This is a genomic window from Myroides sp. LJL115 (assembly GCF_054871665.1).
Genome location: NZ_JBTXLS010000031.1, coordinates 1 through 21498 on the forward strand (window position 1 = coordinate 1; position 21498 = coordinate 21498).

Annotated in this window: 18 protein-coding genes; 6 read left to right on the forward strand and 12 right to left on the reverse strand. The window is 33.1% G+C overall.

Annotation, left to right across the window (positions count from 1 at the left end; translation table 11 throughout):
• Nucleotides 1-474 precede the first annotated feature (474 nt).
• From ACYSNX_RS08720 to purN, 4 genes are all read right to left on the reverse strand, one after another.
• Entirely contained in the window at nucleotides 475-2373 is a 1899-nt protein-coding gene (locus ACYSNX_RS08720; RefSeq protein WP_461754293.1) for an amidophosphoribosyltransferase, read from the reverse strand.
• Nucleotides 2374-2448: 75 nt separating this feature from the next.
• Entirely contained in the window at nucleotides 2449-3378 is a 930-nt protein-coding gene (locus tag ACYSNX_RS08725; protein WP_461754294.1) for a PfkB family carbohydrate kinase, read from the reverse strand.
• 207 nt (nucleotides 3379-3585) lie between these two features.
• Nucleotides 3586-4062 (reverse strand): ribonuclease HI, encoded by a 477-nt coding sequence (rnhA, locus tag ACYSNX_RS08730; protein ID WP_461754295.1) that lies wholly within the window; start codon nucleotides 4060-4062, stop codon nucleotides 3586-3588.
• Complete coding sequence (purN, locus tag ACYSNX_RS08735) at nucleotides 4052-4618, reverse strand: phosphoribosylglycinamide formyltransferase (protein ID WP_461754296.1); 567 nt, start codon at nucleotides 4616-4618, stop codon at nucleotides 4052-4054. Before purN ends, rnhA begins: the two co-directional genes overlap by 11 nt.
• 196 nt (nucleotides 4619-4814) lie before the next feature.
• Between purN and ACYSNX_RS08740 the strand changes: the two genes are divergently transcribed.
• The 5 genes from ACYSNX_RS08740 to pyk all read left to right on the forward strand — a co-directional run bounded on the left by ACYSNX_RS08740 (nucleotide 4815) and on the right by pyk (nucleotide 9280).
• Nucleotides 4815-5051, forward strand: a complete 237-nt coding sequence (locus tag ACYSNX_RS08740) for an acyl carrier protein (RefSeq protein WP_002988156.1) — start codon at nucleotides 4815-4817, stop codon at nucleotides 5049-5051.
• A 190-nt stretch (nucleotides 5052-5241) separates the two neighbouring features.
• Entirely contained in the window at nucleotides 5242-6495 is a 1254-nt protein-coding gene (gene fabF, locus ACYSNX_RS08745; protein WP_461754297.1) for a beta-ketoacyl-ACP synthase II, read from the forward strand.
• A 12-nt stretch (nucleotides 6496-6507) separates the two neighbouring features.
• Nucleotides 6508-7251 (forward strand): ribonuclease III, encoded by a 744-nt coding sequence (gene rnc / locus ACYSNX_RS08750; RefSeq protein WP_461754324.1) that lies wholly within the window; start codon nucleotides 6508-6510, stop codon nucleotides 7249-7251.
• Between the two features lie 105 nt (nucleotides 7252-7356).
• Nucleotides 7357-7845 carry an IPExxxVDY family protein gene (locus tag ACYSNX_RS08755; RefSeq protein ID WP_461754298.1) on the forward strand — a complete coding sequence of 163 codons (489 nt, stop codon included), beginning with the start codon at nucleotides 7357-7359 and terminating at the stop codon, nucleotides 7843-7845.
• Between the two features lie 4 nt (nucleotides 7846-7849).
• Nucleotides 7850-9280 carry a pyruvate kinase gene (gene pyk / locus ACYSNX_RS08760; RefSeq protein WP_461754299.1) on the forward strand — a complete coding sequence of 477 codons (1431 nt, stop codon included), beginning with the start codon at nucleotides 7850-7852 and terminating at the stop codon, nucleotides 9278-9280.
• 29 nt (nucleotides 9281-9309) lie between these two features.
• On the opposite strand, the gene ACYSNX_RS08765 is transcribed toward pyk, so the two are convergent.
• From ACYSNX_RS08765 to dinB, 7 genes are all read right to left on the reverse strand, one after another.
• Nucleotides 9310-9963: an HD domain-containing protein gene (locus ACYSNX_RS08765; RefSeq protein ID WP_461754300.1), complete on the reverse strand. Its 654-nt coding sequence runs from the start codon at nucleotides 9961-9963 to the stop codon at nucleotides 9310-9312.
• Between the two features lie 18 nt (nucleotides 9964-9981).
• Nucleotides 9982-10980: an acyl-ACP desaturase gene (locus ACYSNX_RS08770; RefSeq protein ID WP_461754301.1), complete on the reverse strand. Its 999-nt coding sequence runs from the start codon at nucleotides 10978-10980 to the stop codon at nucleotides 9982-9984.
• Between the two features lie 68 nt (nucleotides 10981-11048).
• Nucleotides 11049-11780, reverse strand: a complete 732-nt coding sequence (locus ACYSNX_RS08775; RefSeq protein ID WP_461754302.1) for a lysophospholipid acyltransferase family protein — start codon at nucleotides 11778-11780, stop codon at nucleotides 11049-11051.
• 68 nt (nucleotides 11781-11848) lie between these two features.
• Complete coding sequence (locus ACYSNX_RS08780) at nucleotides 11849-12259, reverse strand: BrxA/BrxB family bacilliredoxin (protein ID WP_461754303.1); 411 nt, start codon at nucleotides 12257-12259, stop codon at nucleotides 11849-11851.
• Nucleotides 12260-12494: 235 nt separating this feature from the next.
• Complete coding sequence (locus tag ACYSNX_RS08785; protein WP_461754304.1) at nucleotides 12495-14909, reverse strand: TonB-dependent siderophore receptor; 2415 nt, start codon at nucleotides 14907-14909, stop codon at nucleotides 12495-12497.
• 259 nt (nucleotides 14910-15168) lie between these two features.
• Nucleotides 15169-16071, reverse strand: coding sequence for a S66 peptidase family protein (locus ACYSNX_RS08790; RefSeq protein WP_461754305.1), 903 nt, complete (start codon nucleotides 16069-16071; stop codon nucleotides 15169-15171).
• A gap of 8 nt (nucleotides 16072-16079) precedes the next feature.
• Entirely contained in the window at nucleotides 16080-17150 is a 1071-nt protein-coding gene (gene dinB, locus ACYSNX_RS08795) for a DNA polymerase IV (protein ID WP_461754306.1), read from the reverse strand.
• A gap of 196 nt (nucleotides 17151-17346) precedes the next feature.
• Here dinB and ACYSNX_RS08800 point away from each other — a divergent pair, with 196 nt between their 5' ends.
• Nucleotides 17347-19200, forward strand: a complete 1854-nt coding sequence (locus ACYSNX_RS08800; protein WP_461754307.1) for a cation:proton antiporter domain-containing protein — start codon at nucleotides 17347-17349, stop codon at nucleotides 19198-19200.
• Between the two features lie 101 nt (nucleotides 19201-19301).
• On the opposite strand, the gene ACYSNX_RS08805 is transcribed toward ACYSNX_RS08800, so the two are convergent.
• Nucleotides 19302-21419 carry a site-specific recombinase gene (locus ACYSNX_RS08805; RefSeq protein ID WP_461754308.1) on the reverse strand — a complete coding sequence of 706 codons (2118 nt, stop codon included), beginning with the start codon at nucleotides 21417-21419 and terminating at the stop codon, nucleotides 19302-19304.
• Nucleotides 21420-21498 lie beyond the last annotated feature (79 nt).

The window sequence follows — 21498 nt, forward strand, 5'->3', positions numbered from 1 at the left end:
TTAAGTCCAATTCATCGATAACCTTATTTACAATGCGTACTGGATGCAAGGCAGGAATGAAATCTTCCAAAGAATGAGGAATCAAACTCATTTGATTCTGATCGTAAAGTCTATAACGTGGTGCTTGTTTTGCCATATTTACTTGAATTACTTATACTAATTTAAGTATATTAGATTGAAATTCAAATAATTATAATGGTGTTTTTTACTTAAAAGTACAAAAAAGAGGCTATCTCATTTGAGACAGCCCCTTTTTTTTTGGTTGAAAATTCTTTAAAAAAGCAAAGGGTTTGTCTCATAAAGGTTACTTCTCTGTCATTCAGAAGTAATTTACTAGATATAGTTTATATTTCAGATTAAATAATACCAAGTAAAATACAATATTTATTAAACAAAAAAAGGGCTGTCTTCAATTGTGAGTAGACAGCCCCTTGTTTTTTCCATTACTATATAGAACTATAAAAATACTTCACCTTAGTAAGGTTTTTCATCTCTTCCTTCAAAATAGTTTATAAATGCTCTATTTACAACGCGATTACCACCTTTAGTTGGATAATCACCTGTAAAATACCAGTCTCCTGTATTATCTGGACAAGCAACATGTAAGTTTTTCACTTCCTGGAATACAATTTTCACTTTTGATGTTACGTCTTTGTCTGTTACCATCTGTGCAATCTTATCCGAAATTTCTTGCGTAGTAAAAGGTGCATAGATTTGCTTAACATAATTAACTACATCTTTATCTTCAAAGTGCTCTTGAGCTTTAGATTGAGCATAAACTTGTTCAACCACATCAAACATATCGCGTTCTTTTAAAAGCTCTATAGCAGCTTGAAAAGCAATTAGCCCTTCTAATTTAGCCATATCAATACCATAGCAGTCTGGATAACGAACTTGAGGAGCTGCTGAAACAACGACTATTTGTTTTGGTTTCAAACGATCTAACATTCGAATTATACTCTTTTTAAGCGTTGTTCCCCTTACAATACTATCATCAATAATTACAAGGTTATCTGTCGGTTTAATTACTCCATAAGTTACATCGTATACATGAGCAACTAAATCATCTCTACTGCTATCATCGGTAATAAAGGTTCTTAATTTAGCATCTTTAACAGCAATCTTTTCTGTACGAAGTTTTACAGATAAAATTTCCTCTAATTTATCTTCTGATAAATTCTCTTTATTAGCAAGGATATCTGCAATTTTACGTTGATTCAAGAAGTCTTGTGCCCCTTCTACCATTCCAAAGAATGAAGTTTCTGAGGTATTTGGAATATAGGAAAACACAGAGTTATCAGTATCATCATCAATAGCTTCAAGAATTTGTGGGAAAATTAATTTTCCTAAATCTTTTCTCTCTTGATAAATTTGAGCATCGTTACCTCTAGAGAAATAAACACGCTCGAAAGAACATGCTCTAAGTGGTAATGGATCTAATATTTTCTCAAAGTGAACACTTGCATCTTTGCGAATAATGATAGCACTTCCCGGATCTAATTCTTTTATTTCATCGAAACCTACGTTAAAAGCAGTCTGAATAACAGGTCTTTCACTTGCTACAACAGTAATTTCATCATTATCCAAATAATAAACTGGGCGGATTCCTGCAGGATCACGTAAAACAAAAGCGTCTCCATGTCCAATCATACCAGCCATAGCGAAACCACCATCCCAATTCTTTGATGATCTCTTAAGGATTCTACCAATGTCTAAGCGCTCACCAATTTTTGGAGAAGCAGCCTTTTTAGAAAAACCCTCCTCTTTAATTTTATAGTATAACTCAGAAACTTCATCGTCTAAGAAATGTCCGATTTTTTCCATGACTGTAATGGTATCTGTCATTTCTTTAGGGTGCTGACCTAAAGCAACTAAATCTTGGAATAACTCCCTAACGTTAGTTAAGTTAAAGTTACCAGCTAAGATTAAGTTACGGTGCATCCAGTTGTTTTGACGCAAGAAAGGATGAACATTCTCGATATTATTCTTTCCAAAAGTTCCATATCTCACATGCCCTAAAAACACCTCACCTAAATAAGGAATATGTTTTTTTTGTAAATCAACGTCATCTGCATACTCAGGATGCTCTATTAATTCCTTATTAATACGTCCATTAATCTGTTGAAAAATATCAAGGATAGGTTGACTTTGATTTGAGCGAACTCTACTAATATATCGTTCTCCCGGCTCCATATCAAGTTTAATACTTGCTAATCCAGCTCCATCTTGACCGCGATTATGCTGTTTCTCAAGTAACAAATACATTTTTTGGATAGGATAGAAAGCACTTCCATACTTCTCTTTATAGAAAGATAGAGGTTTCTTTAACCTCAATAATGCTATCCCACATTCGTGTTTTAGTGCGTCACTCATGATTAAGTTGTGTGTGTTATGTGTGTAAGTTTGTTTTTTGATTAAAAAAAGCCCCATACTGAGGCTTCTAATATATTATTTCGCTAATTCAATATCGAATTGCGTAAGTGTTTTAAATTGTGTTAATCTATTTTTTAATTCGTCTTGTTCTAAAGTTACCATTCGTTTTGTTCCGAATTTCTCCACACAAAAAGATGCTAAATTAGATCCGTGAATAATGGCATTTTTCATATTATGAAAAGATACATTACTACTTTGAGCTAAATAACCTGCGAATCCACCTGCGAAAGTATCTCCAGCACCTGTTGGATCAAATACTTCTTTCAATGGTAATGCTGGGGCAAAGAAAACTTCCTTTTCACAGAAAAGTAAAGCTCCATGTTCACCTTTTTTAATCACAACGTATTTAGGTCCCATTTGTTGAATAACATCTGCCGCTTTAACTAGAGAATACTCTCCAGATAACTGCCTAGCTTCTTCGTCATTAATGGTAATTACATCAACTCGTTTTAATACCTCTTTTAGTTCTTCTAAAGCACAATTCATCCAAAAATTCATAGTATCTAGTACAACCAACTTAGGCTTCTCTGATAATTGATCCAATACACTTTTTTGTGTACTTGGATGTAAATTACCAAGCATTACAACATCAGCATTTTTGAAATTTTCCGGAACTATAGGATTAAAGTTCTCTAAAACGTTTAATCTAGTTTCTAAAGTATCTCTCGAATTTAATTCGTTATGGTATCTTCCACTCCAGAAAAAAGTTTCTCCACCTTCAACCACTTCGATTCCTGAGGTATCAATATTTCTGCTTTTCAATAAATCTAAATACTCACTAGGAAAGTCGTCTCCAACAATGGAAACAATAGAAGATTGTACATTAAAGTAAGAAGCAGCTAAACCTATAAAAGTTGCTGCACCTCCTAAAATCTTATCTGTCTTGCCAAATGGAGTCTCTATCGCATCAAAAGCTACTGTACCCACAATTAGTAATTTGTTCATATTTTTTACTAATAAATAAAGGCGCAAATATAGTGCAATACTTTTTTGGCTACAAAATTTAATAGTTATAAAATACTAAGATAACTATAAATTCTTACTCTTAAGTAATAAAACCACTATAGATCCTACCAAAATCAAGGTATATTAATTCAAAAATAAGTGCAAAGAAATTAATAGACAAATTTTAACCTCTTAAAAATACTTACTTTATTGATTTTCTTCATAGTATAGATCTACTAAAGCATCCTTATCAAAAGAAGCTTGAACTGCTAACTCATCGCACCTTTCGTTCATAGGATGATTATTATGGCCTCTTACCCACTGAAATTCAACAACATGCTTTTGATAAATCAATAAAAATCGTTTCCACAAATCCGGATTCTTTTTATCTTTAAAATCTTTTTTCACCCAATTAAAAACCCATCCTTTACTAACAGAATCTACAACGTATTTAGAGTCAGAAACAACTAATACACGTGTCCCAGGATTTTTAAGCTTTTCTAAACCTACAATAACTGCTAAGAGCTCCATGCGATTATTAGTAGTTTTTCGATAACCTTGAGAAAACTCCTTAAAAACATTTCGGCCTGCCCACTCTAAAATTAATCCATATCCTCCAGGACCTGGATTACCCCTAGAGGAACCATCGGTATACAGAATTACTTGAGGAGAATTACTTGCCATATAGCAACTTATTTATTACCTCTGGAAAATGCTTATGCTCTAATATTTGTACAGCTTTAGCAATCTGTTCCCATTGGTCAAAACCGGTAATATCTGTTTTCTCTTGGAAAATAACGCCACCCTCATCATAATTTTCATTCACATAATGGATAGTTATTCCAGTAAAATTCTCTTTATTATCTAGTACAGCTTGATGCACAAAATGACCATACATACCCTTTCCACCATATAAAGGTAAAAGTGCAGGGTGAATGTTAATAATCTTATTTGGATACTTCAAAACAAGATCTTCAGGAAATTTCCATAAAAATCCTGCAAGAACAATTAAATCAGGTGCAAAATCTTCTAAAATTTCCGCCACTTGCCCCTCATTTAACATGTTTCTATTAAAAATGCTTGTAGGTAAGTTTCTTTTTTCAGCTTTTTCTATTACCTTAGCATTAGGATTATTAGCTAAAATCAAATATTGATTATCAATAGATTTACTTTGAAAGTATTCTATTATCTTCTCTACGTTAGTGCCTGATCCTGAAGCAAATAAAGCGATCTTTTTCATATATAAATAGCTTGTTATTTTTTTAATACACTCATTCTGAGTACAAAAAAAAGAATAATATGTGACATTAAATAGAAAAATAGTGAGAAGTATTAATTATTTTCATAATTTCGCACCGACAATTAACATGAAAAATCAGGTTTTAAAATAAAGTTTTTTATTTTTGCCTACGAATTTAAATTTAAAATTAAAGATTATGTCAGACATTGCATCAAGAGTTAAAGCGATTATCGTTGACAAATTAGGTGTTGACGAAAACGAAGTTGTAGCAGAAGCAAGCTTCACTAATGATTTAGGAGCTGATTCACTAGATACAGTTGAGCTTATCATGGAATTCGAAAAAGAATTTGATATTCAAATTCCAGATGACCAAGCTGAAAATATCGCTACAGTTGGACAAGCTATCTCTTATATTGAAGAAGCTAAAAAATAATAACTGATTCCCACGTGTTTCGATTTATCAAAACACGTGGGCGTTATTATTTTGCTGTATACTAATTTTTAAGAAAAAAAGGACAGATTGTTAACAATCTACGATATACATCAAATAAACAACCCAATGTTTCCTTTTTGAAAAGTGAAAAATTGGGTTTTTTTTATTATAAACCATAAATTTAAGTTTTATGAAATTAAAGCGAGTTGTTGTAACAGGTTTAGGTGCACTTACTCCTATTGGAAATAATATCCAGGAATATTGGAATAGCCTAATTAATGGAGTAAGCGGAGCTGCACCCATTACATATTTTGACGCTACCAATTTCAAAACACAATTTGCGTGTGAGGTAAAGAACTTTAATGTTGAGGACTTTATTGAAAGAAAAGAAGCACGTAAAATGGATCGTTATGCCCAATATGCATTAGTGAGTGCAGAAGAAGCTATAAAAAATTCAGGACTAGATCTTGATGCAATCGATAGAGATAGAGCAGGAGTAATCTGGGGTTCTGGAATTGGTGGACTAGAAACTTTCCAAAATGAAGTAACGAACTTCGTAAATGGTAATGGAACACCTAAATTTAATCCATTCTTTATACCAAAGATGATTGCTGATATAGCAGGTGGTCATATTTCAATGAAATACGGTTTAAGAGGTCCTAATTTCACAACTGTTTCCGCATGTGCTTCATCTACCAATGCAATTATTGATGCTTTTAACTATATTCGTTTAGGGATGGCTGATATTATTGTAACAGGTGGTTCTGAGGCAGCAGTTACTATTGCTGGAATTGGAGGTTTCAATGCAATGCATGCTCTTTCAACTAGAAATGACGATCCTAAAACTGCATCTCGTCCAATGGATAAGGATCGTGAAGGATTTGTATTAGGAGAAGGTGCAGGTGCTCTAGTTTTAGAGGAGTATGAACATGCTGTTGCACGTGGAGCTAAAATATACTGTGAAATTGGTGGTGGTGGAATGTCCGCGGACGCTCACCATTTAACTGCACCACACCCAGAAGGTTTAGGTGCTACTAACGTTATGCTAAACTGTTTACGTGATGCTGGACTTTCACCAAGTGATGTTGATGTTTTAAACTTACACGGAACTTCAACGCCTTTAGGAGATATTGCTGAGTCAAAAGCGATATTAAAGGTATTTGGTGATCATGCATATAACATGAACTTGAATTCTACAAAATCTATGACAGGACACTTACTTGGAGCTGCTGGAGTAATCGAAGCAATTTCAGTAATCCTTTCTTTAGAACATGGAATTATCCCACCGACAATTAATCACTTTACAGATGATGAAGCGATTGATCCTAAATTAAACTTTACTTTCAACAAAGCTCAAAAAAGAGACATTAAAGTTGGAATGAGTAACACTTTTGGATTTGGTGGACACAATGCTTGTGTACTTGTTAAAAAACTTGAAAACTAGCACATCATTATGATGAGTAAGTTCTTAAATAGAATCTTTAAAAATTCCCGTACTTCTGATAAGTACGGGAATTTTTCTAGTAAAATAGCTAAGATAATTGGAGTAACTCCTTTAGATCCTTCTATATATAAATTAGCTTTTACTCATCGATCTATGAATATCGTAGATCAAAATGGAAATCCAATAAACTATGAAAGATTGGAGTTCTTAGGAGATGCAATGTTAGGCTCAATTATCGCCTCTTATCTATATTTACAGGTAGCCAATGGCGATGAGGGTTATCTAACTAAAATGCGCTCCAAAATAGTTTCAAGGGAAAATCTCAATGACCTTGGGAAAAGCTTAGACTTGATTAGTAATGTCGAAAGTAAAATGGGTAACCAACAATTTGGTGAAAACATCCATGGAAACTTATTAGAAGCTCTAATTGGAGCCATATATTTAGACCGTGGCTATCCAGCATGCGAAAGATTCATCCATGACAAACTACTTTCTAAAGTAGCAGACATAGAGAAATTAGAAACTAAAATTACTAGCTATAAAAGCTTACTTATCGAATGGTGTCAGAAAACTAAACACACTTTCAAATTCGATACCTATGAGGATGATACTGCTGAGGAACTTAAGTACTTTGGTGTACGTCTTTATATTGATGAGAAGATAGTTTCTAAGGCTAGAGCTACCTCAAAAAAGAAAGCAGAAGAAAAAGCTGCACAAAGAGCTTACTTCGCTCTACAGGAAAAAATACAAAAGTAAAATCTCTTTTTTCTAGTAATTTAACATTCTAGTAATACGCCTTTTATTAAAAAAAAACAATAATCGTTTTAATTATCGTATATTTGTATCTAATACAAATCTCATATGGGGGTAATAAAATATAAGTTAGACGACTTTGATACTGATGACTATAAATTAATTGCCATACATTCTTCCAGAAAAGAAGATTTTAAGGTGGTTTATACTATCAATACCATCTTAGATTTTTATCTTGAAAGGCAGCCTTCCGATATCCTCATTCGAACCGAAGAAGGTAATGCTAGATTTTCAATTTTCGAATATGAAGACTTAGATCTGCATATCCTATGGAAAGTAGTATCTAACAAATCATTTATTCAACCTGATACTGACTTAGTATCCCCTTTGTTTACTGGGAAAAAACATGCCATCACCAAACAAGGTTATCTAGTTCCTGAACTTAAAAATGTGGACTATTTAATTAAAATTGAAGATGCGGATGAATTTTTTGACCTTTCAAAAATAATAGAAAAATTAAATACAGTAAAAATCTTCTCTGCTGCTTATGAATTAAAGCAAGAGACAATTAAATATAGAAAAAACCTAATTTTTTAAAAATATGGTAGCACAAAAAAAGACAAAAATCGTTGCAACTCTAGGTCCAGCATCTAGTTCTAAACAAGTGTTGCACGATATGATTAAAGCTGGTGTAAACGTTTTTAGAATAAACTTTTCCCATGCAGATTATCAAGATGTACAAGAAAAAATAAATATAATCCGTGAGCTAAATAAGCAATACGGCTATACAACATCTATTTTAGGGGATTTACAAGGTCCAAAACTACGTGTTGGTATAATGGCAGAGGATGTTATTGTTAATCCAGGAGATCACATTACTTTCTCTACAAAAGAAGAGTTCAAAGGAGATGCTAATCGCGTTTACATGAACTATAAAAAATTCCCACAAGATGTAAATCCTGGGGAGCAAATTCTATTGGATGATGGTAAATTAATCTTTGAAGTTGTTTCTACAAACAAAGAAGATGAAGTAATTGCTAAAGTAATACAAGGTGGTCCTTTGAAGTCTAAAAAAGGAGTTAACTTACCTATGACAAAGGTATCTTTACCTGCTTTAACAGAGAAAGATATCAAAGATGCCATTTTTGCAATTAAATCCCAAGTAGATTGGATTGCATTATCCTTTGTAAGAACACCGGAGGATTTAAAAGATTTACAAGCTTTGATTCAAGAGCATTCTGATCACAAAATTCCTATTATTGCTAAGATTGAAAAACCTGAAGCAGTAAAAAATATAGAGCAAATTGTTACTAGCTGTGATGGTTTAATGGTTGCTCGTGGAGATTTAGGAGTTGAAATCCCAGCACAAGAGGTTCCTTTAATTCAAAAACAACTAGTAATTGTTGCTAAAAATGCGAGAATTCCTGTTATTATTGCAACCCAAATGATGGAAACAATGATTTCTAGTTTAACTCCAACAAGAGCAGAAGTCAACGACGTTGCGAACTCTGTTATGGATGGAGCAGATGCTGTAATGCTTTCAGGAGAAACTTCTGTAGGAAGTTACCCAGTACAGGTAATTGAAAAGATGACTCAAATCATTCAAAGTGTTGAGGATTCTCCAATTATTAAGGTTCCTCAAAGTCCACCTACAATTAAAACAAACCGATATATCACTAAAAACATTTGTTATCACGCAGCTTTAATGGCTAACGATATTGAAGCTAAAGCAATTTGTACTTTAACAAATAGTGGATATACAGCCTTCCAAATTTCAGCTTGGAGACCTAATAGTAATATTTTGGTATTCTCTTCTAATAAAAGAATTATCACTCAATTAAACCTATTATGGGGAGTTCAAGCCTTCTATTACGATAAATTTGTAAGTACAGATGAGACCATTGAAGATATCAACCATATGGTCATAGAAAAAGGATATGCCACGCCAGGTGACATGGTAATTAACCTTGCAGCAATGCCAATTATAGAGAAAGGAATGGTTAACACCCTGAGAATTTCTCAAGTGAAATAAAAAAAGGAGCTTAATAGCTCCTTTTTTTATTATTTTAATTCCCATTCATAGTAAAACTGGCTTAGAAAATTCTCCATATACTGGTGTCTTTGCTCTGCCAATTCTTTACCTGCTTGGGTATTCATCAAGTCTTTTAATCGAAATAATTTTTCGTAAAAATGATTTATCGTCGTGCCTTTGTGCTTTTTGTATTGCTCTTTGCTCATGGTTAACAATGGCTCCTCGCTTGGATCATGGATGGTATTATTTTTATACCCTCCATAATTAAAAGCCCTAGCAATACCAATAGCTCCAATAGCATCTAAGCGATCCGCATCTTGAACAATATCTAATTCTTTACTGGTAAAGGTCCTATTGAAATTTCCTCCTTTGAAAGAGATATTTTCAATACCAAGAATTACATGGTCAATCACAGATTGTTCTACTTGAAACTCTTCAAGTAACTCCCTAGCTTTTTTAGGCCCAACTGTTTCATCTCCATTATGGAATTTACTGTCAGCTATATCGTGTAACAAAGCTAATAACTGAACAACTAATAAGTTACATCCTTGTTCTAATTTAGCGATATAAATGGCATTATTATATACTCTTTGAATATGGAACCAATCATGCCCACTTTCATTGTCTTTAAGTGCTAATTCAACTTGGAAACTAACTTGCTCAATTAATTGTTCGTCTTTCATCAAAAAAATATTAATCCATTACACTATAAGTGCGGGTCTAACCCATTTAAAGGTTTCAGGTTCTTTTTCAATAACCATTCTCTCTGCAACTCTATGCATACGAGCAGGCAGTTTCATTAAGTAATCACGTGCTTTCTCGGCATCATCTGTTAGGTTGTTAATTTGAGAGATATTCCATCTATCAATTAATTTCTCCATAATATCAATATAGTCAAAAGCCGTGTAAACTCCAATTCTTTGAGCGGAATCAGAGAACTTTTCAAAAGCATCTCCCATTTTACCTCCTGATTCTCTAATCAAGTTGGCAGGCATGGTAATTTTACGCTTCATCATATCTACAAAAGCCAACATCATCTCACTTGGGTCAACTTCGAAAATTCTCTCTACAAACTCCGAGTAAGCATGGTGGTGTCTCATTTCATCACCAGCGATTAAACGACAAATCTTTGAAAGTTTATGATCTCCATAAGTCTTAGCTAATTTTGCCACTCTATGATGGGAAATATAAGTAGCTAATTCCTGAAAACTCGTAAAAATAAAGTTTTTGTAAGGGTCACGGTCTGTGCCTGGATCAAAACCATCATTTATAAGGTGGTGTGTTGTGATTTCTACTTGCTTCATATCTACACGTCCAGAAAGATATAAGTACTTATTTAAAAGGTCTCCATGACGGTTTTCTTCTCCTGTCCAGTGACGAATCCATTTTGCCCATCCATTTCCACCTTCTCCTTCTTTTTGGTTAACACCTTCTACATCCATAAGCCAAGACTCATAAGTAGGCAAGGCTTCTTCTGTAATAGTATCTCCAACAAGAGTTACCCAAAAATCGTAAGGCAATTCCTTTGCATATTCGCGCAGCTCTTTAACCTCTTCAATGAAGTTTTCACTTTCTGAATCTGGTAATAGATCAGAAGGCTGCCATATCTTCTCCACAGGTATAAGATAATTTTCAACAAAATTATCGATATTTTTCTCTAAGAATTGCATTACTTCGAGACGTACATTTTTAATCGACATAATAAAAGATTTTATATCCATTTCAAAAGTGAATTACTAAAATTCCTTTTTAAACAGATAATTAAATATTAATTTAGTTTAGATCCGATTTGCTCTTGAACTCTTTCAAAAGTTTCCTCAAAACTATAATCTTCAGATTTAAAATAAGGATGTGCAAAAATTTCAATTTTAGCATTTAATCCTAAAGGAAAGTTTCCAAATCGGAACAACTTCCAAGAATTATTAATGGTAAGAGGTACGATATAAGAATTAGGTGAAAACTTACAAAGCATCTTTAATCCATTTTCAGAGAAACGTTTTAACTTCCCATCTCTACTTCTAGTTCCTTCGGGGAATATTACAGCAGAGCGATTGTGTTTAGATATATATTGACCTAATTTCTTTATCTCTGTTAGAGCCTGTTTTGCGTCCTTACGATCAATTAATACAGACCCACCATGTGTCAAATTATAAGAAACACTTGGAATACCTTTACCCAACTCTTTCTTACTTACAAACTTTGGATGGTTCTTTCTGAAAAACCAAATTATCATTGGTATGTCAAACATACTTTGATGATTGGAAACAAAAATAATAGGCCTATCTGTAGGAAGATCTACATCTCCTCTTAATTTAAAGGTTGTCCCTAATACCAATCCACACTTCATTAAAGTCCATACCATAAGATCCACTACCTTTTTATGACTATTATAACCAAATACATTAAAGGCGACCCACTGAAATACATGAAAAATTATTAGAACAATAAAAACTAATAAAATAAAAATAATAGATAACGGGTAAGAGATAATTTTCTGCATTATTACTAAATAACTAATAAGCAAATATACACTTAAAAAAAAGACCACCTTATAGGTGGTCATAATTTTTAACAATATTCTTTGAAAGCATCCATTAAGTTTTCTGTGATAATCTCAGCAGAATGTCCTTCAATATGATGTCTTTCTAACATATGTACTAATTCTCCATCTTTAAACAAAGCCATACTCGGCGAAGATGGAGGGAAAGGGAACATATGCTTACGAGCAACATCAACAGCATCTTTATCTACACCAGCAAATACAGTGATAATATTTGTAGGTTTTTTATCTCCTTTTAAACTATTGATAGCTCCTGGTCTTGCATTTCTAGCTGCACAACCACAAACCGAGTTTACAACCACTAAAGTTGTACCTGTTCTAGCTAGAGCTTGCTCTACCTCCTCAGCAGTACTTAATGATTCGAATCCTGCATCAATTAACTCCTGACGCATTGGGTTTACTATTTCTTGTGGATACATAATAATAAATCTAAATTTGGTTATATAGCAAAGTTACTCTTTTTATCGATGAAAAAAACAGTACAATTATAAAGAAATGTTATACTTTAAGTTCCTATTGAGCTTTTTAGAGTTTCTTGATTTAAAATTTATGAACACCTAGGTTACAAGTATATAAAAAAACGAGATAGAAGGAGTCTATCTCGTTTTAAGCGAATATTATATAACTTCTGAAACTAACTAACTTTCACTCTTACTAAAATCTGTACGTTAACTGTGCTGCAAAATTACGAGGAGCTGTTTCGTTGATATAACCTCCACGGTAATAAGAAGTATATCCTGTCTTATTAAAGATGTTATTAGCATAAACTCTTAATGTAGCATTTTTATAACTATAAGCGATTTGCGCATTTACTGTAGTATAGTCAGGCATATCGAATGGTCTTTCTCCTACCATACTTCCATGAGCGTCTGGTTTTAAGTTAAACTCATTCACTGGTCTTTTTCCTACAAAGTAAACCCCAGCTCCAAAAGAAAGACCTTTAAGAGAACCATCGTTTAATTTATAATTTAACCAACCATTAGCTGTATGTGCTGGAGCATTCATTGGTGCTGACCCTTCTTGATAGATTGGGCTTCCTTTATACTTTGCATCTAAGAAAGCATACCCTACCATTAATTCTAAATTATTGGTAATTTTACCATTAATATCAACCTCAACTCCTCTTCTAGCAAGATCTCCCGCTTTTTCAAAAGTTTCAGGAACTGCAGAACCATTTGGATTGTAAACTTGAGCTAAAATATTTTTATTAGTAGCGTCAAAATAAGTAACATTTACTAATAGTTGATCGTTTAACCAACTTGATTTAACTCCAAACTCCACTTGTTGTGTGTCTTGTGGACCTGCAAAACCACCTGATTCTAGTTTATTATTAGATTGTCTTAAACTTGTTGTTGTAGTATATGAACCAAATAAATTAATGTTTTCCGTTGGGCTAACGATTAATCCAAAAATTGGGTTCCATCTATCTACTGTTGCATTTTCTGTATTAACTCCATTTAAACGGCTATAACGTACCCCAACCAATGCTCTAACATATTGTCCAAGCTCTACATAATCTTGAGCCATGAATCCATAAGTAGGAGTAGTTACAATAGTTTGACCACTAGCAGTAAAATGTAGGTCAGTTGGATTTTCATTAGGAATATCCCCTAATACATCGATAGTGTCAATTTTACCATTTTTACCAAGAACTTCTCCTTTGTAAACTGTGTTAAATGCATCTGAAGTAACTTGACTTTGTCTAAAGTCGAAACCTACTTGAAAAGTATGTTTTGCAAAACCTGTTACAATATCCTTACCTACTAAATCAACTTGTACAACAGAGTTTTGGTCTTTAGTTTTACTTTTGCTAATTCCTCTATTGATCCATTTTAATTCATCTACAGTAGTTCCTTTAGGGTTAGCTTTACTAACTGTAGCACCTCTTTGATCAACTTTTCTTTCTGCTGTAAAAGAAGAAACTCTTAAGCTTAATTTATCAGAAAGTTCTCTTTGAAAACGAACTCCATAGGTCATCACTTGAGAATCATAATAGTCCCCTTTAAATCCTAAGAATTTATCATGAGGCATTTTATAAAGACGATTCTCTGTGTCTGGTCCTAAGTTTACCGTTCCTCTATCTGGTACAGCATTACTTTTTAAATAATCAAACTCAGCAGTAATAGTTGTTTTATCATCAATTTTATACGTAAGAGATGGGTTTACATAAAACTTATCACTTCCTGTGTGAATACGGTATCCATCGTTTTTTTCATAAGCACCATTAAAACGCAAAGAAATCGTTTCTTTCTTATCTAAAATTTGCTCAATATCCACTGTTGGACGAATTTGCCCGTATGAACCAGCTCTGAATCCTATTTCTCTTTTATTTCTAAAGTTTGGTGTTTTTGTTATAACATTAATAACTCCACCGGCACTACCTAAACCATTTCCAATTCCTTGTCCAATAGAAGCAGACCCTTTCAATACTTGGATGCTCTCCACTCCTTGCATATCTGAAATTGCTGAAGATGTACGGAAGTCAGAATCTAAAGCTACTCCATTTTTTAAAACAGGAGTTCCTCTAAACCCTCTAATACTCATACTTTCATTTACTCCTCCATAAGTAGCAAATTGCGTTACCCCAGCCACGTTTCTTGCTGCATCTGTAATACTTAAAGCACCTTGTTCTTGAATCACTTGGTCGGAAACAATTGTAATATTTTGAATCTGATCTTGAATAGGTAAAGGCAATCTTGTTAAGTTCTGAACTTGCTTAACATTTTTGTTTGATTTTCCATAAATAGTGATATTAGAAAGAGTACTATTATCATGTTCTAATACGAAATTAAAAACCTCTTCCTTTTTAGAAACTTGTATTGCTTTTGAAGCAGTCACAAATCCGATAAAGCTAACTTTTAAATTGTACTTTCCTGGCTTTACGTTAGATAGAACATACTCGCCAGAATCACCACTGGTTACTCCTGTTGTAGTCCCTTCCAATATAACTGTAGCAAAAGCTACTGGTTTGTTATTTTGGTCCACTAACTTACCTTTTACAATAGAATTTTGCCCAGCAACTCCTATTACCCAGCAAACACAAAACATAAAAACATTAAATACTTTCATTTTCAACCTATCTTATTTAGACTTATTTAAATTTAAGGCAAATGTATATTGATTCTAAATAACAAACAAGCTTTATTAAGACTTTTTATAAATAAGAAAGTAGAACATAGAAATATATTCGCAACTAAATCAATTAGATATAAATCTACATCTATAAATGACATTTATATTTTAAATAATAATACTAAAATTAACAAAAACACAAAGAAATATATAAAAACAACGTCTATAAAATTTCTCCATTAAAGAATTAGCAATACTAAACTTCGAGGAACGTTAAAGTGGATTCCTGCTTTGTTACTACTAATTTTACTTTTTGTCCGAAAATTAAAGCGTAATTTTCTTTGTCATGACCTGCTGGAAAATCGAAAACAACTGGAAATTGGTGCTTTTTTGCAAAACTAAGTACAATTTGTTTGGCATCTTGTCCAAAAGGAATTTGATTATCATGCATCTTAGTCATTCCTCCAACAATTAAACCTTTTAAATCTTTAAGTAATCCATTGCGATCCAAATTATACATCATTCTATCCACGTGGTATAAATACTCATCTAAATCTTCTATAAAAAGTATTTTCCCCTTCGTATCTAAAGAAGATACGGAGCCTAGTAAACTATAAAGAATCGATAAGTTACCTCCTACTAATTCTGCAGTAGCTTCCCCTTGAATATTTTGCTTAGAGCTCTCTATAGAATACTCCATAGCCTTTCCGAATAATGCAGCATATAAGCTATCCAAAGACTCTTGCGTAGAATTAGCAACACTAAAGGCCATAATTCCATGAATAGTTGGTATCTTAAATTGATTTATATGACAATGAAGTACACTAACATCACTGAAGCCAATAACCCACTTAGGATTTTGTTCTAGCAAACTAAAATCAATATGATCAATAATACGCACCGTACCATAACCACCACGAGCGCACCAAATCGCCTTAATAGAAGGATCAGCTAATTGAGCGTTAAAATCCTTAATGCGTTGTTTATCGGTACCTCCTAATTGATTACAATCTACATCTATTGTTTCTCCTAGCACACCAATTAATCCCCAAGACTCTAATAATTTTAAAGCTTGCTGGGCTTCTTGTGAACTAAATTTTCTTGCCGTACAAACAATGGCTACTTTGTCTCCTTTTTTTAAATAATCTGGTTGTGTCATATTGTAATTTAAAAATCAAATTGCAGCTGAATTGCAATTGGTTTTGTTGGAATATTATTGTTTAAGTTAGAAAGAGAAACCCCCACTAATCGAACAGAGTCCTTTAGTTTTTCTTGATAAAGTAGTTCCTTCACTAAATCGAAAATCATAGAACTGTCATCAATATAATAGGGTAAAGTCTTACTTCTGGTTTGTTGTAGGAAATCTGCATACTTTATTTTTAGTGTAATGGTTTTACCCTTTACGTTTTGCTTTTTTAAACGCAGGGATAACTCCTCTACAACCCATTGTATTTTATCTATTATAAAGACTTCAGAAGATAAGTTTTCTGAAAAGGTTCTTTCGGTCCCAACTGATTTAACTTGTCTATTAGTAACTACTGGACTATTGTGAATTCCCCTTACGATATGATAGTATTCTAAACCAGCCTTGCCAAAATTCTCCTGTAAAAATTCTTTTGACTTTAATTTGAGATCCCTGCCTTTAAAAATTCCCATATGATACATTCGTTGAGCAGTTTTACGTCCAATGCCATAAAATTTCTTTATTTCAAGATCCTCTAAAAAGCTTTCGACTTGATCTGGACCAATAGTCATTTGTCCATTAGGCTTGTTTATATCGGAAGCAATTTTTGCCAAAAACTTATTCACAGAAATTCCCGCAGAAGCATGTAAATGCAGTTGCTCAAAAATTTGTTGCCGAATTTTAGTTGCAATTAGCGTAGCACTAGGACAATTTATTTTATTAACTGTCACATCTAAAAATGCTTCATCTAAAGATAAGGGTTCTACTAAATCAGTATACTGATGAAAAATATCCCTAATTTTTAGTGATATTTCTTTATACCTAGAGAATCTAGGTTTTACAAATATAAGCTCAGGGCAGTTTTTCTTTGCTTGAATGCCACTCATAGCACTTCTTACCCCAAATGCCCTTGCTTGATAACTAGCTGCAGCAACTACTCCCCTAGACTCACCTCCACCGACTGCGATAGCTTTTCCTCTTAATTCAGGGAAATCAAGCTGCTCTACAGAGGCAAAAAAAGCATCCATATCTACATGTATAATTTTACGCTTCATTAAAAATAAACAATAGTATTAAATAACGAAGAAAAAGAGGGCTTTTCCTGCATTTCAGTGATAAAATTAAAAATTAAAAGACATAATTAGGATATCTTTTTTATAAATTTGTATATAATCAACCAAGACGAGGCTTCCTTTATTTTCGTGAATAGTAGTCGAATCGCAAGATAAAATAAAAAAACAAAAACAAACAATGAATGATTTTTTAATCCAAGCTTTTATTTTTTTACTAGCTGCTGTAATTTGTGTACTAATTTCCAAGAAACTAGCTATGGGCTCCGTACTTGGCTATTTGTTTGCAGGTGTATTAATTGGGCCTTATGTATTCAAATTTGTGGGAACACATGGTCCTGATATTATGAATGCTACAGAATTTGGTGTAGTAATGATGTTATTTTTAGTAGGATTAGAATTGGACCCTAAAGAGTTTTGGAAAATTAAAAACGAGATTATAGGCCTAGGATCCGCCCAAGCAATTGGTACAACAGCCATAGTAGCTGCAGTGGCATATTGGGGCCTTGATCTGAGCATTGGAACTAGTATAACTATTGGATTTGTAATTACAATGAGTTCTACCGCCATTATTTTACAAACAATATCAGAACGAGGATTAACTAAATCAAATGCTGGTAAATCTAGCTTTGCCGTTTTGTTATTCCAGGATATTATGGTAATTCCTGTTATGGCAATTATTCCACTTCTAGCAGTTACTACTAAAGTTCCCATTGAAACACATGGAGGTGGAACTTGGTTAGATGGTGCTCCTGTGTTTATGAAAACTTTGGCTATTCTAGGGGCGATAACAGTAATTTATTTAGTAGGAAACTATATTGTTAACCCTTTATTTAAATCCGTTGGAAGACTAAAAATTAGAGAAATATACACTGCTTCTGCCTTACTGTTAGTGATAGGAGTTTCAATATTAATGCAGCAAGTTGGATTAAGTCCAGCCTTAGGAGCATTTTTAAGTGGAGTTGTTTTAGCTAACAATCCTTATAAACATCAACTAGAAAGTGATATTGAACCTTTCAAAGCACTCTTGCTGGGAATATTCTTTATTGCAGTAGGTTCTACTATTAACTTTAGTATCATCGTAAATGAACCCTTAATTATAGCATCTTTACTTTTCAGTTCTATGGCCATTAAAGCAATAGTACTACTAGCAATAGCTAAATTCAAAAAGTTCCCAAAAGATCAATCCTTCTTGTTTGCAATATTACTCTCACAAATTGGTGAATTTGCCTTTGTTATTTTAGCTTTAGGTAAAGCTATTAATTTAGTAAACCAACAGTGGTATGATTATCTTTTAGCTACAACTGCTTTATCCATGGTAGTTACACCAATCCTACTTTTATTAAATGAGAAATGGATTGCTCCTTATTTAGGATTAGAACCAGATGCAGCAAATCCTCCAAAATACGATGACTTAAGTGGTATTAAGGCTCATAAAAAAATAATAATTGCTGGATTTGGAGATTTCGGTATAACAATAAGTAGATTATTACAAGCCAATGATATCGCTACACTAGTCCTAGATAATGACGCACAAAGAGTGGAGCATCTAAGAAAAATTGGTTTTAATGTATATTATGGTGATGCTACATCCATTAATTTATTAAAAGCTATAGGCGTTGAAAATGCTCATTATGTAATTGCTGCAATGGACCCTCCTGAGGCCAATCAGCAATTGGTAGATATCCTCACAAAAAACTTTCCTAATGTAGAAATTATAATTAGAGCTAAAAACAGAAAGAATGCATATCACTACCTACAAGATGGGTTAAAAGATGTCTATAGAGAATCCTTTTTTACCGCAGTACACGTTGGAAGTGTTATGCTTGAAAAGCTAGGTTTCACCCATGAAGAAGCTCAAGAACAAAGTGAGCTATTTATCCAAAGTGACAGAGACTCTTTAAGAATGCTTTCCAAAGAAAGTCATAACTTAGAAGATTATATCAATCTTTCTAAAGTAGAGTTTTCCAAACAAGAAAAACTTTTAAAACAACGCTTAAGCTCTAAAAGAGCTTCCTATAAAAAACACGACTAGTTCCTAGGGAGTGTAGTTATTCAAAAAAAGGCATCTCATATAGTATATGAAATGCCTTTTGTTATTTTACTCGACTAGTATATAGTAAATAAGTGAAAAGTTTATTTAAGATTTTCGATTTCTTCTTTTTCGCTAGATTTTCTTTCTTTAGCATTTTTTACTGTTCCCACAATAGAATTATCAACCACAGTACTTGCTGTAGGTAAGAAAAATTCCATTGGGAAACTCTTAAAATATCTCCAAGTAGCTCTTGCTAAATCTTTGGTCTCACTAAAAGGAATATTTCGTGAACGGAAAGCCAAAAGTAAAGATAAACTAAAACTTACCATAAAGTTCATAAATCCTATTAACCACAATCCAATAAAAGCCCAAATAAGTAAAGAGGCTGATGCCTCAAATCCTGAACCATATAAACCTAAAGCAATATTACCACTAACAAAAGTAATGTGTCGGATGTCAATTCCAAGACCTAAAAAAGTTCCTAAAATACCACAAGTTCCCATGAAAACACCAAACCATATATTAGACATGATTCCAGGCCACTTCAATTCCACCCAATTAGCGAATCTCTCTGTTCTTGCCTTTCCTAAGTTTCTTTTCAACCAAGGATGCTCTTGTATTCTATAATATACACGGTTATGCTTATTCCTATTGGAAATATTACCGGAAATAATTCCAGACAAAAATAAAAACACCCCTGCTATACCTGCATGAAATAAAGCTCTAGATTCAATAGGGTCAGAATCTACCAACATCTTTTCCCAATTATCATCTACAATGTTAATATCAAATGCTTGATCAATTCCCCAAACCAAAATTAAAGCAATAGGAAAAGCTAAAATAACGTTCCCAATAAAAGCAATAAACTGAGAACGAAACAATCTAGCAAACAACTTTGCAAAACCAATATGTTTATCACCGCTTTCTATGTGTTGCTTACGACCATTCTCTATAGCTTTTATGATAGTTGCAGCTGTCATTGCTGGCTGCTTGGTAGCCAAGGTAAATCCTAGTAGATAGATCATACAAAAACCTACTGCATAGTTAAGACTATAAAGCATAGCCTCTCCAAAAGCACTCACATTGGCCTTATGAGCTAAGACCTTAAAAATACATAGAAACCCCACTACTATACCAGCCCCCATAGAGCCTTTAAACATTTGCCAATACTCACTAGCAGTATTAGTAATATAATGCTCTCCAGTTTTTGCAGTATGCTGGGTAATTTCATAAGAAATTAATTGGGTACTTTCTTTGATTAATCCTGAAACGTTATACTTATAACAATTGTACTCAATTAGCTTTCTGGCTAACTCTATACTATTAACTTTCTTTAACTCTTCTGTGTCTTGAGTAATAACAAGCAAATTTAATAGAATCTCTACACGTTTTAGTTGCTGTCTTAGTCGAAGTAAGCTTTGATTGACCTTAATAGAAATTCCGTACTTGGAACTATTTTTAAAAGCTTGATTAACAAATTCTATACACTGTTTATGAAGAACTACCAATTGCTTATAGTTTATATCATCCACTATCAGATAGGAAAATTTTTTGTCACGAATATCCTTTTCAACTTCCATAAACTCGTTTTCCAAAGCCAAAAAAGGACTTTCTAAATGGGAATACTCTGGCACCATTCGAATAATATAGCTCTCCATTGCTCTACCACTCATGCGTTGAGTGATTAGCCCTATACTAATCAATAATTCACTTAATGGGTCCTCTTCTTTTACACTGCAAAACACATCATCAAAATCAAGTAAATCATATAAGCATAAGAGCTGGTCCATTGGAATCATCTCAATCCATTGAGCGTCCGTTTGCTTATAAAAAACTTGATTTAAAATATATTCTTGCGTGTCTTTTTCGGGTTGGTAAGGTAATACTTTTGCCCAGAGTCTTTTTTTAACCTCATAGAAAAAATCTGAATCTTGCAAGATGCCAGCATCAGAAACTAAACGACTAAATCCTCTCCCACTAAGTAATTCTTTTAAGTACTCCTCTAATGCTACACGCTGCTTATCATGTGCTTTTAAATAAACAAGAAGTGGGTCTATGGATACTCTTTGAACTTTTTTAATATTAATAGGCCTAAAAATATCTACCAAATCTACTAAGAAAGATAAATCATCTGTGGCATATACCTTTCCTTCAATAACATATTTATTAAACAACTCTTCAATCCCCTGAGGGGATCTTAATATGTGTTTTAATTTCATAAAAAAACATTTATTTTTCTGTACTATTTAAATAAATTTTCACTTATTTTGCCATAAAAATACACTTTTATTCCAAATA

Coding starts and splice junctions, on each gene's coding strand:
- purN (WP_461754296.1), bottom strand. CDS start 4,618: ATGAAAAAGATCGCTTTATTTGCTTCAGGATCAGGCACTAACGTAGAG.
- pyk (WP_461754299.1), top strand. CDS start 7,850: ATGGTAGCACAAAAAAAGACAAAAATCGTTGCAACTCTAGGTCCAGCA.
- ACYSNX_RS08805 (WP_461754308.1), bottom strand. CDS start 21,419: ATGAAATTAAAACACATATTAAGATCCCCTCAGGGGATTGAAGAGTTG.
- ACYSNX_RS08725 (WP_461754294.1), bottom strand. CDS start 3,378: ATGAACAAATTACTAATTGTGGGTACAGTAGCTTTTGATGCGATAGAG.
- ACYSNX_RS08775 (WP_461754302.1), bottom strand. CDS start 11,780: ATGCAGAAAATTATCTCTTACCCGTTATCTATTATTTTTATTTTATTA.
- ACYSNX_RS08765 (WP_461754300.1), bottom strand. CDS start 9,963: ATGAAAGACGAACAATTAATTGAGCAAGTTAGTTTCCAAGTTGAATTA.
- ACYSNX_RS08785 (WP_461754304.1), bottom strand. CDS start 14,909: ATGAAAGTATTTAATGTTTTTATGTTTTGTGTTTGCTGGGTAATAGGA.
- ACYSNX_RS08770 (WP_461754301.1), bottom strand. CDS start 10,980: ATGTCGATTAAAAATGTACGTCTCGAAGTAATGCAATTCTTAGAGAAA.
- ACYSNX_RS08720 (WP_461754293.1), bottom strand. CDS start 2,373: ATGAGTGACGCACTAAAACACGAATGTGGGATAGCATTATTGAGGTTA.
- rnc (WP_461754324.1), top strand. CDS start 6,508: ATGAGTAAGTTCTTAAATAGAATCTTTAAAAATTCCCGTACTTCTGAT.
- ACYSNX_RS08790 (WP_461754305.1), bottom strand. CDS start 16,071: ATGACACAACCAGATTATTTAAAAAAAGGAGACAAAGTAGCCATTGTT.
- dinB (WP_461754306.1), bottom strand. CDS start 17,150: ATGAAGCGTAAAATTATACATGTAGATATGGATGCTTTTTTTGCCTCT.
- rnhA (WP_461754295.1), bottom strand. CDS start 4,062: ATGGCAAGTAATTCTCCTCAAGTAATTCTGTATACCGATGGTTCCTCT.
- ACYSNX_RS08740 (WP_002988156.1), top strand. CDS start 4,815: ATGTCAGACATTGCATCAAGAGTTAAAGCGATTATCGTTGACAAATTA.
- fabF (WP_461754297.1), top strand. CDS start 5,242: ATGAAATTAAAGCGAGTTGTTGTAACAGGTTTAGGTGCACTTACTCCT.
- ACYSNX_RS08755 (WP_461754298.1), top strand. CDS start 7,357: ATGGGGGTAATAAAATATAAGTTAGACGACTTTGATACTGATGACTAT.
- ACYSNX_RS08780 (WP_461754303.1), bottom strand. CDS start 12,259: ATGTATCCACAAGAAATAGTAAACCCAATGCGTCAGGAGTTAATTGAT.
- ACYSNX_RS08800 (WP_461754307.1), top strand. CDS start 17,347: ATGAATGATTTTTTAATCCAAGCTTTTATTTTTTTACTAGCTGCTGTA.